9 protein-coding genes are annotated in these 14,111 nt (G+C 66.8%); 5 read left to right on the top strand and 4 right to left on the bottom strand.

What is annotated here, in order from left to right; translation table 11 throughout:
- Window positions 1-47 precede the first annotated feature (47 nt).
- Window positions 48-1,868 (top strand): DUF885 domain-containing protein, encoded by a 1,821-nt coding sequence (locus FHS03_RS25195; RefSeq protein WP_183443654.1) that lies wholly within the window; start codon window positions 48-50, stop codon window positions 1,866-1,868.
- Between the two features lie 55 nt (window positions 1,869-1,923).
- On the opposite strand, the gene FHS03_RS25200 is transcribed toward FHS03_RS25195, so the two are convergent.
- Window positions 1,924-2,370, bottom strand: a complete 447-nt coding sequence (locus FHS03_RS25200; protein ID WP_183443655.1) for an acyl-CoA thioesterase — start codon at window positions 2,368-2,370, stop codon at window positions 1,924-1,926.
- 195 nt (window positions 2,371-2,565) lie between these two features.
- On the opposite strand from FHS03_RS25200, the gene FHS03_RS28565 reads away from it, so the two are divergent.
- Entirely contained in the window at window positions 2,566-4,026 is a 1,461-nt protein-coding gene (locus FHS03_RS28565; RefSeq protein ID WP_183443656.1) for a sensor histidine kinase, read from the top strand.
- A gap of 22 nt (window positions 4,027-4,048) precedes the next feature.
- Here the strand turns inward: FHS03_RS28565 and FHS03_RS25210 are convergent, their stop codons facing one another.
- Window positions 4,049-4,669: a helix-turn-helix domain-containing protein gene (locus FHS03_RS25210; protein ID WP_183443657.1), complete on the bottom strand. Its 621-nt coding sequence runs from the start codon at window positions 4,667-4,669 to the stop codon at window positions 4,049-4,051.
- 147 nt (window positions 4,670-4,816) lie between these two features.
- Here FHS03_RS25210 and FHS03_RS25215 point away from each other — a divergent pair, with 147 nt between their 5' ends.
- Window positions 4,817-7,588: a M16 family metallopeptidase gene (locus FHS03_RS25215; protein WP_183443658.1), complete on the top strand. Its 2,772-nt coding sequence runs from the start codon at window positions 4,817-4,819 to the stop codon at window positions 7,586-7,588.
- Window positions 7,589-7,660: 72 nt separating this feature from the next.
- On the opposite strand, the gene FHS03_RS25220 is transcribed toward FHS03_RS25215, so the two are convergent.
- A complete protein-coding gene (locus tag FHS03_RS25220; protein WP_229426419.1) occupies window positions 7,661-9,454 on the bottom strand; it encodes a tetratricopeptide repeat protein in 1,794 nt (597 codons plus the stop codon).
- An 83-nt stretch (window positions 9,455-9,537) separates the two neighbouring features.
- Window positions 9,538-10,089: a hypothetical protein gene (locus FHS03_RS25225; RefSeq protein ID WP_183443659.1), complete on the bottom strand. Its 552-nt coding sequence runs from the start codon at window positions 10,087-10,089 to the stop codon at window positions 9,538-9,540.
- Window positions 10,090-10,275: 186 nt separating this feature from the next.
- Between FHS03_RS25225 and FHS03_RS25230 the strand changes: the two genes are divergently transcribed.
- Window positions 10,276-11,061, top strand: a complete 786-nt coding sequence (locus FHS03_RS25230; protein WP_183443660.1) for a substrate-binding periplasmic protein — start codon at window positions 10,276-10,278, stop codon at window positions 11,059-11,061.
- A 109-nt stretch (window positions 11,062-11,170) separates the two neighbouring features.
- Window positions 11,171-14,089: a TonB-dependent receptor domain-containing protein gene (locus FHS03_RS25235; RefSeq protein WP_183443661.1), complete on the top strand. Its 2,919-nt coding sequence runs from the start codon at window positions 11,171-11,173 to the stop codon at window positions 14,087-14,089.
- Window positions 14,090-14,111 lie beyond the last annotated feature (22 nt).

Raw genomic sequence — 14,111 nt, forward strand, 5'->3', positions numbered from 1 at the left:
GTATGCTAGGCAGCTTCTTTCTGTTCCCTCCACTCACAGGAAAACCCATGAACCACCGCATCGCCCTGAGCACGCTGGCTGCCGCCGTTTGCCTGGCCTGGACGCCACTCCAGGCGGCCACGCCCGCCAGCGCCACCACCACCCTCGCCGCCCCGGCCAAAAGCCAGACTGCGGCAAAAAAACAACTGATGACGCTGGCCGATGCCTATTACGATGCGCTGGCCCGTTTCGAACCGGTGGGCGCCACCGAGAGCGGCGATAACCGCTTCGACGACCAGCTCGGCCTGTCCATCCAGCCGGCCAAGCGCGCCAAGCAGTTCGACCTGTACCGCCAATTCGCCCAGCGCCTGGCCGCCATCCCGCGCAGCCAACTCAGCCGCGCCGACCAGATCCACTACGATGTGCTCGACTTCGAGCTGAAGAGCCTGCTCTCCTTCGAGCCCTTCCCCGAGCACCTGCTGCCACTGAACCAGATGGACAGCATGCCCGTGACCCTGGCCAATTACGCGGGCGGCGAAGGTTCGCAGCCGCTGACCACGGTCAAGCAATACCAGGCTTACCTGAGCCGCCTGCGCCAGTTGCCGGCCTGGATCGACCAGGCCATCGCCAATATGCGCGAAGGCATGCGCCAGAACGTGGTGCTGCCCAAGGCGCTGGTACTGTCGGCCCTGCCGCAGTTCCAGAAGCTGCGCAGCGCCAGCCCGGAACAGAGCATTTACTACACGCCGATCAACAAGCTGCCGGCCAACTTCACGGCCGCCGACAAGGTCAGACTGGCCAAGGCGTACCGCGCGGCCGTGAGCCAGCTCGAACCGGCCCTGCAGCGCCTGGCCAGCTTCATCGAGCAAGAGTATCTGCCGGCCAGCCGCGACAGCGCCGGCCTGGGCGCGCTGCCGCAGGGCGCGGCCTGGTACCAGGCCCGCATCGCCGCCTCGACCACCACCAATCTCGATCCGGACACCATCCACGCCATCGGCCTGAAGGAAGTGGCGCGCATCCAGGGCCAGTTCGCCGTGCTCGGTCCCAAGCTCGGCTACGACGGCCCGGCCGCCGGCCTGCCGGTCTGGGTCTCGCAGCAAGCCAAGTTCTTCCCGTTCAAGACCGAGGACGAGGTGCAAGCGGTCTACCGCAAGCTGAACACGGTGCTCGACAGCAAGCTGCCCGCCATGTTCACCCTGCTGCCCAAGGCGCCGCTCGACCTGCGCCTGGAGCCGGAGCTGAGCCGCGCCACCGCCGCCGACCACTACACGGCGCCAGCCGCCGACGGCTCGCGTCCCGGCGTGTTCTGGTCGGTGGTCAACGATCCCACCAAATACGGCAATACCGGCATGAACACCCTGTTCCTGCATGAAGGCAAACCGGGCCACCACTTTCACATCGCGCTGATGCAGGAACTGGACATGCCGAAGTTCCGCAAATTCGGCGGCAACAATGCCTTCACCGAGGGCTGGGCGCTGTATGCCGAAACCCTGGGCCAGGAAATGGGCTTGTTCGACGATCCGGCCCAGTACTTCGGCCACCTGAACGACGAGCTGCTGCGCGCCACCCGCCTGGTGGTCGATACCGGCCTGCACGCCAAGGGCTGGAGCCGCGAGCAGACCATCCAGTATATGAAGGACACGCTGGGCTACGACGCCGTGGCCAAGAGCGAGACCGAGCGCTATATGGCCTGGCCCGGCCAAGCCCTGGGCTACAAGATCGGCTCGCTGAAAATCGTCGAGCTGCGCAAGCGCGCCCAGCAAGCGCTGGGCGACCAGTTCAGCCTGCCGAAGTTCCACGAGGTGGTGCTGGGCGACGGCACCGTGCCGCTCAGCCTGCTCGAAGCGAAGGTCGACCGCTGGATCGCCGACCGCCAGCCGGCGCGCTAAGCCGGGCCGCCCGCGCGGCAACAAGCTCGCCGCGCGGCCGCCGGCGCGGGCCGGCCTAGGTACTCAGCTCATACGCCTTGATGCGCTTCAAGGCCCGTTCCGGCAGCGCGGCGATCTGTTTGTCATGGCCGGCAAAGACGATCTGCTGCCGGCCCACGGCGACCGGCATGCTGTTGGCGTAGAAACGGAACTCCAACCAGAACGAGCAGCGCCGCACAGCGTAGGTGTTGACCTCGCAGCGCACGTCTTGAAACGGAAAGGTTTCCTGCAGATAGTCCTGCTCGGCGCGCTTGGTGATGAACACGCCCTCCTTCTGCAGCATATCGCGCGCAACGCACTCGAAAAACCATTTTTCGCGGCAGATGCCCTGCCATTCGAAATAGCGCGCGAAGTAGGTATTGCCATAGGCATTCGAATCCTTCAGATAGACCGAAATCTGGTGGTGGAAGGTCAATTCGGCGTCGGTGTTGGCGTCGTTGGCGACGGCGGCGTACATGAACATGGCTCGCTCCTGGAGTGGACATTTCCTGAATGGGTTTGACTGGCGGCCTCTGCGTGCCGCATATGTTCACTAAAGGAAACTTTTGCCCCGGCCCTTTGATCTGGCACAAACCCCGTGCGAATCCCGGAGCTGAGCAGGCTCAAGCGTTGTTATGATCCCAAGCGTTGACACGTGGTCTGTTCCAGGGGATTGCCCATGTTCTCCATTCTGCCCGCTCTGGTTTCGCTGCTCTTTCTTGCCTATGGCAGTTATGTGCTGCACTCGCGCGGCGCGAACCGCGCCAGCCTGACCTTTTTCCTGCTCTGCGCCACCACCTGCCTGTGGCAAGCGGCCTGGGCCCTGCTGTTCCAGACCGAGGCCCCGGCCATGGCGCTGACCATGGCGCGCCTCGGCTATGTGCCCATTCTCTTCCTGCCGACCACGCTCTACCACTTCATCACCGAGCTGACGCGCCAACCCGGCGAAGCGCGCTGGGTGATGGCCTCCTACGGCCTGGCGGCCGTGCTCAGCGTGTTTACCGTCAGCACCGACTGGCTGGTGAGCGGCGTACACGCCTACTTCTTCGGCTACTACCCGCGCGCGGGCTGGCTGCATCCCTTGCACCTGCTGCAGACGGTGGTGGTGGTGCTGCGCGGCCTCTACCTGCTGTACCGGCGCCAGCAGGCCGCCCTGTCGACCGAGCGCGCGCGGCTGCGCTACTGCCTGGTCAGCGTGCTGATCTACTTCAGCGCCGCCATCGACTACCTATGCAATTATGGCTATGAGTTCTATCCGCCCGGCGTGCTGTCGCTGGCGGCCAGCCTGGGCCTAATCGCCCAGGCCATGGTGCAGCACAATCTCTTGGCCGACCCGATGGCGGCGGCCGCCTCCATCGCGCACGAGATGCGCACGCCGCTGGCCACCATCCGCAGCCAGTCGCGCCTGCTGGCCAAAAGCTTGCCGGAGCTGATCGCCGGCTACCAGAGCCTGGCACAGCAGCGCGCCCACCAGCCGCGCCTGAACAGCGAGCAGCTGCAGTATCTGGCCGGCCTGGCCCAGCATATCGAACAGGAAGTGTCGCGCTCGAACTTCATCGTCGACATGTTGCTGGCCTCGGCCACGGCCGAGAATTTCCGGCGCGACGAGTTCCGCCACTATTCGGTCAAGGCCTGCGTCGACGAGGCGCTATCCTGCTATCCCTTCGAGGAAGGCATGCGCGAACGCGTCAGCGCCCAGGTGCGCCACGATTTCCGCTTCCACGGCTCGGACGTGCTGCTGATCTATGTGCTGTACAACCTGCTCAAGAATGCCCTGCACGCGATCCGCACTGGCGGCCTGGGCCGGGGGACGGTCGAGGTGGAATGCTTCAGCCTGGCGCGCCACAACTGGCTGGTGGTCACCGATACCGGGCCGGGCATCGCGGCCGACGTCCTGCCCCATGTGTTCGAACCGTATTACACCACGCGGCACCAGGGCGGCGGCTCGGGCATGGGCCTGGCGTTCTGCCAGCGCGTGCTGGCCGCGTTCGGCGGCGCCATCCGCTGCGAATCGGTGCCGGGCAAGTTCACGCGCTTTTCGCTGACCTTCCCGCCCTGCATGCCGCAGGGGACGCCGGTGGCGGCGGCGGCGGTCGAGGTGTGCGCGCCGCTGGCCGGCGAGCAGGCGCGGCGCGCCTAGGCGGGGCGCCTAAGCGCTCCGCCTAAGCCACGCTGGGCAGGGCCGGGCTGTCCTCGCGCAGGATGTCGTCGAGGTCGGTATCGTCGCCCAGCACGAAGACCTTGCGCTCATCGAGCACCTGCAGGATGAAGGGTTGCTGCTCGCGCAGGCGGCGCCGGAAATCGGGCACGGAATACAGATTGGGATTGATCTTGCGGCGCAGCAGGCGCTCGGCCACCGGCAAGCGGTTGAGCAGCTCGCCATAGCTGGTGTTTTCGCCGATCAGCAGCAGTTCGATGGCCTCGCCCGAACCTTCCTGTTCCTTGGCCGTCTTGCCGTAGACGAAGGCCACATTGAGCTGCTGGCGCAGCGGCGCCAAGGCTGAATTGAGCACGCTGAGCAGGCCGAAGGTCTTCTTCACCAGGCTGCTCAATTCCCCGTACACCAGGCTGTCCTTATTGGGCCGGAACTGGCGCACATTGCCGATGCGCTCGGAGACGATCAGCCCCGACTCGTGCAGGCGCTTGAGTTCGCGCTGGGCCGAGGCGCTGCCCAAACCGGTCAGGCGCATGATCTCATTGAGGTGGAATCCCTCATTGACGCGGACGAACAGCAAGCCCAGCAGTTTTTGCTGGGCCGGAGTGAACAGGGCTTGGGCAATCATGAGCCAAATACTAGCATGACCGCCGCCGCGTCCGGCATGGATTCGGCTGCCGCGCGTTGCTAGAATAGCCCAGCCATTGCAAGGGCAGGACCGCTTGCGCTGGCCACTCTATAACAATCCACAGACAGGTGAACAGTGAAAAAACACATGCTTCTCGCCCTGGGCCTGGCGGCCAGCGCCCTGCCGGCCCTAGCCGCCGGTGCCGCGCCCACCGCCGCCAGCCGCCCCGGCGCCAGCGCCGCAGCCCAGCCCGCCGCCTTCGACCGCCAGGCGTATGCCATTCCCTACAAAAAATTTGTGTTGCAGAATGGCCTCACCCTGCTGGTCCACGAAGACCATAATGTGCCCGTGGTCGGCGTCAACATCTGGTACCACGTCGGCTCGCGCAACGAGAAGCGCGGCAAGACCGGCTTCGCCCACCTATTCGAACACTTCTTCTTCAACGGCTCGGAAAACTATCCGCACGGCTTCCGCGAAGCGATGGACGACCTGGGCGCGAACAACCGCAACGGCACCACCAATGGCGACCGCACCAACTTCTTCGAAGACGTGCCGGTGTCGGCGCTGGAGCGCACCCTGTACCTGGAGGCGGACCGCATGGGCTTCCTCGGCAACTACATCTCGCAGGCGATGCTGGAACGCGAGCGCGGCGTGGTGCAGAACGAAAAACGCCAGGGCGAGAACCAGCCCTACGGCCGCGTGCACCTGGAGCAGGCGGCGCGCATGTATCCCTACTCGCATCCCTATTCCTGGTCCACCATCGGCAGCATGGACGACTTGAACGCCGCCTCGCTGGACGATATCAAGGAGTGGTACCGTACCTACTATGGTCCCAACAACGCCGTCATCACGCTGGCCGGCGACATCACGCCCGAACGCGCGCTGGAACTGGTGAAGAAATACTTCGACTCGATTCCGCCCGGCCCGCCGCTGCCGCGCACCGCAACCTGGATTCCCAAGCTCGACCGCAATATCCGCGACGAGATGGAAGACCGCGTGCCGCAGCAGCGCATCTACCGCAGCTACCACGCGCCGGCCTGGAAGGACGCCAGCCTGCAGCATCTGGCCCTGTTCGCCGACGTGCTGGCCGGCGCCAAGAGCGCGCGCCTGGACAAGCGCCTGGTCTACGACAAAGGCCTGGCCACCAGCGTCCGCGCCGGCATCGACGACAATGAGCTGGGCAGCACCTTCGACATCGTCGCCACCGTCAAGCCGGGCGTCGATCCGGCCCTGGTCGAACGCGAGATCGACGCCGTGCTGAACGAGTTGCTGGAACAGGGGCCGACGCCGGCCGAACTGGCGCGCACGCGCGCCGCCACGCTGGCCAAGTTCGCGCGCGGCCTGGAACGCCTGGGCGGCCGCGCCAACATGCTGGCGCAAAGCATGACGTATGGCGGCAAGCCCGACGCCTACCTCGACCAGCTCGACGTCTACGCCAAGGCCACGCCGGCCGAAGTGAAGGCCACGGCCGGCCAATGGCTGCGCGCCCACCACTACACGATGACGGTCAAGCCCTTCGCCAAGCTGGCCGCCGCCAAGTCCGAGGTGGACCGCAAGGTGCTGCCCGCGCTGGGCCAGGCGCCCGACGTGAAATTCCCCGCCATCCAGCGCGCCACGCTGTCGAACGGCTTGAAGGTGATGCTGCTGGAACGCCATTCCGCGCCCATCGTCAACGTGGCGCTGGCGGTCGACGCCGGCACGGCGTCCGACACGCCGGCCAAGGCGGGCCTGGCCGCCCTCACGCTCGACCTGCTGGACAAAGGCACGGCCACGCGCAACGCCTTCCAGCTGTCGGATGAACTGGAAAGCCTGGGCGCCCAGCTGGAAACGCGCAGCGGCAGCGACCTGTCCATCGTGCGCCTGCAGGCGACGGCGGCCAAGCTGCCTGCCGCCCTGCGACTGATGGCCGACGCGGCCCTGCATCCGGCCTTCCCGGCCGACCAGGTCGCGCTGCAAAAACAGCGCCGCCTGGCCGGCATCGCGCAGGAAAAGGCGCAGCCCAATGCGCTGGCCATGCGCCTGCTGCCCGGCCTGCTGTACGGCAGCGCCCACGCCTACGGCAAGCCGGCCAGCGGCTACGAAGCCTCGGTGCAGGGCTTGACGCGCGCCGACCTGCAAGCCTGGCACGCGGCCTGGTTCCGTCCCGGCAGCGCGACACTGGTGGTGAGCGGCGACACCACGCTGGCGCAAGCCCTGCCCGCGCTGGAAGCGGCTTTCGGCAAATGGCAGGCCGGCAGCGCGCCCGCCAAGCCGGCGCCCGCCGTGCAGGCCAGCCAGGGCAAGCGCCTGTTCCTGATCGATAAGCCCGACGCGCCGCAATCGACCATCGTCGCCGCCCACCTGGCGCAGTTGCAGGGCCAGCAGGAAGACCTGGCGATGGAGCCGGTGATGCAGAACTTCGGCGGCATGGCCACTTCGCGCCTGAACCGCAACCTGCGCCTGGACAAGCACTGGAGCTACGGCACCTCCGGCCAGCTGAGCGCCGTGCGCGGCCAGCGCGCCTTCATGGTGGTGGCGCCGGTGCAGACCGACAAGACGCGCGAAGCGATGCAGGAAGTGGCCAAGGAAGTGCGCGGCGCGGCCGGCGCGCGGCCGCTGGCGGGCGAGGAATACGGCAGCATCATGCGCAATATGACGGCGCGCCTGGCGGGCCGCTTCGAGACCATCAGCGCGCTGGAAAACGCCGCCCTGAGCAGCATCAACCTGGGCCTGGACGACGAGTACTGGCCCGGCTACGCGGCGCGCATGCGCGCCCTGAGCGAAGGCCAGTTGGCCGACGCCGCCGCCAAATTCATCCGCCCCGATGAACTGGTGTGGCTGGTGATCGGCGACCGGCGCAAGATCGAGGCGGGCATCCGCGAACTCGGTTGGGGCGAGGTGACGGTGCTCGACGCCGACGGCCAGCCGCTGCCGCGCTAAGCATCCGCTGCCGGCGACAAAAGGGGCGCCCGCGGGCGCCCCTTTTTTATCGCGCGCCGCGGCCCGGGGCCGTCACAGGCGCGCCAGCTCCGGCCCACCCTTCTTGCCCAGCCAGGTGCTGTCGAAGCGTTTCTGGGCGGCGGCCAGCGCATCGTGGTCGCCGCGCTGGCGGTAGACCTCGATCAGGCCGCGCAGCGCCCAGCCATTGCTCGGCGTGCGCAGGAAGGAGGCGCGGAACACCTGCTCGGCCGCTTCCAGTTTTCCGGCGCGCAGCAGCACCACGCCGAGCGACTGGCGCACCGGGTAGTACCAGTAAGGCGGCTCGGTATAGGGCAAGCCATCCTGCACCGCCACCGCTTCCTCAAACGCCTTGATCGCGCCATCGAGGTCGCCGCGCGCGTCGGCCAGGCGGCCGCTGGCGACGGCGCGCGCGGTGTGCACAATGTCCGGCGCCGGCACGCCCCAGGCGGTGATGGGCTTGAAGTCGGCCGTGCGCTCGATATTGACGAGCGCGTCGACTTCCTGCTGCGCTTCGGCCAGCGCGCCCTTGCGCGCATAGCCGACGGCGCGCGCGTAATGCCACATGGCCTGCACCAGCACATGCTCCGGCCCCGGATCGGGCAGCGCGATCAGCACCTCCGGGCTGCTGAACTGCACATGCGAGAAGTACGGCGCCGACTTCACCGGCTGCAGCGAGGCGAAGGCTTTCAGCGCCTCGTTGGGCACGGCCTTATCCAGTTTGGCGGCGGCGTCCAGCGCCGTCTTGCCGTCGCCGCCCATCAGGGCCGACACCATCACGAAGTGGATATTGTGCGGGTAGTAGGCGCCCTTGTAGACCGGGTCGCTGTCGGAGCGGCCGAAGTATTTTTCATCGACGGCGATGGCGTCCAGGTTCGATTGCAGCGCATCCTTGTACAGGCCGACGCGGTAGTAGATATGCGAAGGCATGTGCACCAGGTGGCCGGCGCCGGGGATCTGTTTCGCCAGCAGGCGGGCGTACGGCAGGGCCTTGTCCGGATGGGTCGACGCCTCCATCGCGTGAATGTAGTAATGGTCGGCGCCCGGATGGTTGGGGTGGCGTTCCAGCACGCGCTCGAGCGCGTCGACCATTTCGGCGGTGCGGTTCTTGGGCCGGCTGCCGGCCGCTTCCCAGTAATCCCAGGGCGAGAGGTCCATCAGCGACTCGGCGAACAGCACCTGGATCGTATCGTTGTTGGGGAAGGCGCGCGCCGCCTCGGTCATGGCGTCGGCGTAGGCGCGGTCCAGCGGCGCGCGGTCGGCCGGCGCGGGCGACTGGTAGCGCTGCGCCACGGCCTTGATCAGGGCCTGCTCGGCGGGCGTGGCGGAAGCGGCCAGCGCCACCGCCTTCTTGGCTGCCGCCACGGCCGGCTCCACCGCGTCCGGGAACATGGGCGCGTTGATATTCGGCCCCAGCACCAGCGCCTCGCCCCAATAGCAGATGGCGCATTGCGGATCGTAGTGCTGGGCGGCGCGGAAGGCGCGCGCCGCTTCCGCGTGGTTGAAGCCGAAGGTCAGGCGCAAGCCCTGGTTGAAGTAAGCCTGCGCCTTCGGCTGGCGGCTGCTGATCGGCATATTCAGGGTGCCGAGGTCGGTGTACAAGGGCGGCAGCTTGCTTGCCGCCGCCTTGCGTTCCTGCTGCAAGGGACGGAAGGGCGCCGTTTCGGCCTGCGCCAGCACCAGGCGGTCGAGCAGGACGGGGCGGCCCTTGGCTTGCGGCGCGCAAGTGGCGCCATTCAGGTAGAGCGGATCGAAGCTGGGCTTTTTTTCGGCCAGCGTGGGCGCAATGACGGCCAAGGCGAAAACACCGGTGCCAGCCGTGAGGGCCAAGGTCTTGATCTGTTTCATGAGTACCCTTTCAATCGAAAAGTGCAGCTCAGAGAAGATGGTTTTTCGCGTGGGCGATCTTCGATTCTAGCGCCGTCATCGCTTTAGTCAAGCCGGAGGCGCGTCTCCCCTTTCCTTGGCCGAGGCAGGCAGCAAGCATATTCCTCGTCCATGCTTGGTCCCGTGGCCGTGTCGTAGCGATAGACCGTCCATTTTTTCGCGGCGTCCGGCCCGCCGCTGGCGATATACAGGCGGATGCCGCCTGCGCTCAGGTAAGCCATATGCGGGTAGGCGCGTTCGGCGAAATCGAGACGCTGCACGCGTCCGCCCCGATAGCGCATGACGATGCCCTTGGGGTAGCCGCTGCTGTAAAACTCGCCCGCCAACACCAGCAGCTTCTCGCCCTGGCCGACGCAGCCGGTTCTCAGCTGCGAGGCGCGCGAATCCTCCCTGTCCCCATCGCCGAACAGGGCTGCGGTCTTGCCGCCATGGCGCAGCTCGATGATTTGGTCGCCGGCGCCGGCCGGCTGCGCCAGCACCGCCACCGGATAGCTGCCGCCCGGGCCGAGGCCGCAGTGCTCAAGCGGTGCCGCTTGGCCCGCGCCGCAGGCCATGGCGCAGCAGGCCATGGCCGCCAGGGATCGTAAAACTGACATCACCTCACACTCTCCCTCAGGATTTGCATCGATCCAGGATCTTAAGCCAGTTTGCCCTCCTTACCCTAGCGGATATGGCGCGCAGTACGGCATCCGCCTACGCTATACTGGCAGCATTCTTGCTTGCTGCTGGCTGGCCGGCTGCTTGCCTGGTTTTCAACCCCTACCCCGAGCTCGATGCGCGTCTTGCCGCTGTTATCCCTGTCGATAAGCGTCCTGCTGGCCGGCCATGCGGCCGGCGCCTGCCCCACGCTGCGCTACGGCTATACCGACAAGGCGGTGCCGCCCTACTATCTGGGCACGGGGCCGAAAGCGCCCGAGCCGCCCGGCGCGCTGGCCGAACTGGCGCGCGACGCGGCGGCCAGCGCCCACTGCCCGGTGCAGATGGTGCGCATGCCGCCGGCGCGCCTGCACCAAAGCCTGAACGCGGGCGCGATCGACGCCATGTCGCTGTTCGCGCCGGAGGTGGTGGGCGAGCTGCCGAACGTGGTGTACCCGCGCGACAAACAGGGCAAGCTCGATACGGCGCGCGCCATGCCGCTCTACACCGTGGTCTTCGTGCGCGCGGCCGACCATCTGCCGGCCGACGCCGATCCGGTGCTGACCATGCGCGGGCGCATCATCGGCGTGTCGCAGGGCGCGCCGCACATCAAGTATTTGCAAAGTGCGGGCGTCGACGTCGATGCCGGCGCCGCCAATCCCGACCTCAACTTCGAAAAGCTCAAGCGCGGCCGCATCGATGGCTTCGCCATCTCGCTGTCGACGCCGGAGGATATGGATGCGCCGGTGGCGGCGCGCTATGGCCTGCAATTCACCCGCCTGCGCAAGCCGCTGCTCATCACCAATTCCTGGCTGGCCCTGAACCGCAGCTATTACGAAAGCAACCGCGACGAGGCGGAAACCATCTGGAACTGGTATGGCGCCCATGGGCGCGCCCGCCTCAACGTCCTGCTGAAAAAATACGGACGCTAAGGCGGCGCTGTTGTGTTTCGGCCAGCGGCCGCGCTTTCTTATTTACAAGCCTGGCCCTCCTTGCGTACAGTCGTTAAAAAGAGACGCCTGTTGGCGCGGAGGATGGGCAATGAGGAGAGACGCATTTTGGCCGCGCAAGCCGCGCCAGATCGCCTTGTGCGGCCTGGCCGTCTGCGTATCGGCCGCCTGGGCCGACGACGGCGCGGCGGCGCTGCAAAAAGTACAGATCACCGGCAGCCGCGTCGCCGCACCAGGCGCGGAATCGCCCTCGCCCTTGCAGATTTTGACGGCGGCCGATATCGCCGCTTCCGGCGCCGTGAACCTGCAGGAGCTGCTGCAGAAAAATCCCACGCTCGGCTCGCCCACGCTCAACCGCAGCAACTCCAACTTCCTGCCCGCCAGCGGCGGCGTCAGCACCGTCAACCTGCGCAATCTGGGCGATGCGCGCACCCTGGTGCTGGTCAACGGGCGGCGCTTCGTGTCCGGCGTGCCGGGCACCAGCGCGGTCGACCTGAACGCCCTGCCCACCGACTTCATCGAGCGCGTCGAACTGATGACGGGCGGCGCTTCGGCCGCCTATGGCTCGGACGCGGTGGCCGGCGTGATCAACATCATTCTCAAGCCGCGCCTGCAAGGCTGGCTGCTGGACGCCGCGGCCGGCCGCGCCAGCGCCGGCGACGACCTGAAACGCAAGCTGGCCTTGAGCTACGGCCGGTCCAGCGCCGACGGCGCCAGCCAGCTCATGGCCCATCTCGGCTACAGCAAGCAGGGCGCCGTGTTTTCGCGCGACCGCGATTTTTCAGCCGCCGACCAGATCTCCAAGATGCTCAGCAGCGGCCAGGCGGCCGATGCTTTTGTCCCGGTGCGCAACTACTCGGTGGCCGCGCCGCAGGGACGCTTTTTCTTCAACCGCGACGCCAGCGGCAAGGCCGGCGAGTTTTCGTACGACCGCAACGGCAATGTCATCCCCTGGTCCACCAACGGCACGGCCACGCTGGCGGCCACCGGCTTTAACCGCGCCGCCTACCGCACCATCGCCGTGCCCACCGAACGCCTGCTGTTTGCCGGCAAGGGCGACCTGGCGTTGAACGCCCAGCACAGCGCCTTCTTCGAAGCGAACTATTCGCGCACCAGGGTGCGCACCATCATCGAGCCGCTGGCCCTGTCCTCGGCCGACATCTTCAGGAGCAGCAACGGCCAGGTCGCGGCGGAAAACATGGTCAACGGCGTGGCCGTGCGCAACCCGCTGGTGCCGCAGTATCTGTACCAACGCAGCGCCGACAGCAATGGCGACGGCCTGCGCGACTACAGCTTCAGCCGCCGCATCGCCGAAGCCGACACACGCGTGGCGAAAGTGGACCGCGACACCTACCGCCTCGCCGCCGGCATCAAGGGCAGTATCCGCGACTGGAATTACGACAGCTATCTGGCCTATGGCAAGAGCAAGGAAAAGCAGCGCTCGACGGGCCAGGTGAATGTGGCCCGGTTCCGCGCCGCCCTGCAGGCGATTCCCGACGCCGGCGGCAACGCCGTCTGCGCCGATGCCGCGGCGCGTGCCGACGGCTGCGTGCCGCTCAATCTCTTCGGCTACAACACCATCGCGCCCGGCGCCTTGCAGTATGTGAGCGCGCCGGCCGCGCTGGATACGGCCATCACGCAAAAGCTTGTCGGGGCCAGCATCAACGGCGAGTGGCTCCAGCTGCCGGCGGGACGGATCGGCGTGGCGGCCGGTTTCGAATGGCGTTCGGAAGCCTCGTCCAGCGTGCCCGATGCGCTGACCCAGGCCGGCCTGAATTCGGGCGGCGCGGTGCCGGTGACGGCTGGTCGCTTCACCGTGCGCGAAGCTTTTGCCGAAGCGCGCGTGCCGCTGCTGAAGGACCAGGCTTTCGCGCGCAGCCTGAACTTCCTCGGCGCCTTCCGCACGGGCGACTATTCCACCGTGGGCCGGGCCAATAGCTGGAACGCGGGACTGGAATGGCGGCCGCTGGCCGATGTGAAGCTGCGCGCCACGCGCGCCCTCTCCACCCGCGCGCCGAATATCAATGAGCTGTTCGCCACCGCCACCCAGGTCTTCCCGACCGGGATCGTCGATCCCTGCGTCGGCGTCACCGCCGCATCCAGCGGCACTTACGACGCGGCCTGCCGCGCCATTCCCGCCGTGGCGGCGAATATCGCGGCCAACGGCAAATTCACCGTCAGCCAGGCCGACATCCAGAGCCTGAGCGGCTTCAATCGCGGCAACCCCGAACTGAAAGCCGAGAAAGGCCGCTCCACCACCATCGGCCTGGTGCTGACGCCGGTCTCGGTTGCCGCGCTGAGCAAGCTGACGCTGACGGCCGATTACTTCCGCATCAAGATCGCCGACGCCATCGTCTCCACGCCGCGCCAGTACGCGCTGCAGCAGTGCTATGGCGGCGGCAATGCCGACTTCTGCAAATTCATCACGCGCCGTCCCGCCAACGCCGGCTCCTTCAATGCCGGCGCGGTCACCTTTATCGACAGCGCCGCCACCAATAGCGGCGGCACCGGCACCAAGGGCATGGACTGGACCGTGGCCTGGGCCGACCAGCTCGGGCCGGGCCGCCTCAGCGCCCGTCTGGCCTACACGCATTTGAAGGAGTTCTACAATGTGCCGCTGGCGGGCGCCAAGCCCGACGCGGCCACCGGCGAAATCGGCTACCCGCGCAACAAGGCGGCGCTGCAGCTGGGCTACCAGTGGGGACGCTTCGGCATCTCCTCCAGCACCAGCTATATCGGCGCGTCCGCGCTGGACGATCAGTTCCTGGCGCAGTTCTCGATCCCGCCCGGCACGGTGCGGGTCGGCTCGAAAACCATCAACGATTTCCAGTTCACCTACGCGCTGAAAAAATCGCTGGCCCTGTACGCCGGCGTCGACAACGCCTTCAACGTCAAGCCGCCGCCCATCATCAGCGGCCTGACCGGCGACGTGATCGGCACCGAAACCAATACCAGCATGTATGACGCGATCGGACGGCGCTTCTATCTGGGGCTGCGGATCGGACTTTGAATCCGCGCCGGATGTGCCGTAG

Source organism: Pseudoduganella violacea, from assembly GCF_014191875.1.
Classification (GTDB): domain Bacteria; phylum Pseudomonadota; class Gammaproteobacteria; order Burkholderiales; family Burkholderiaceae_D; genus Rugamonas; species Rugamonas violacea_A.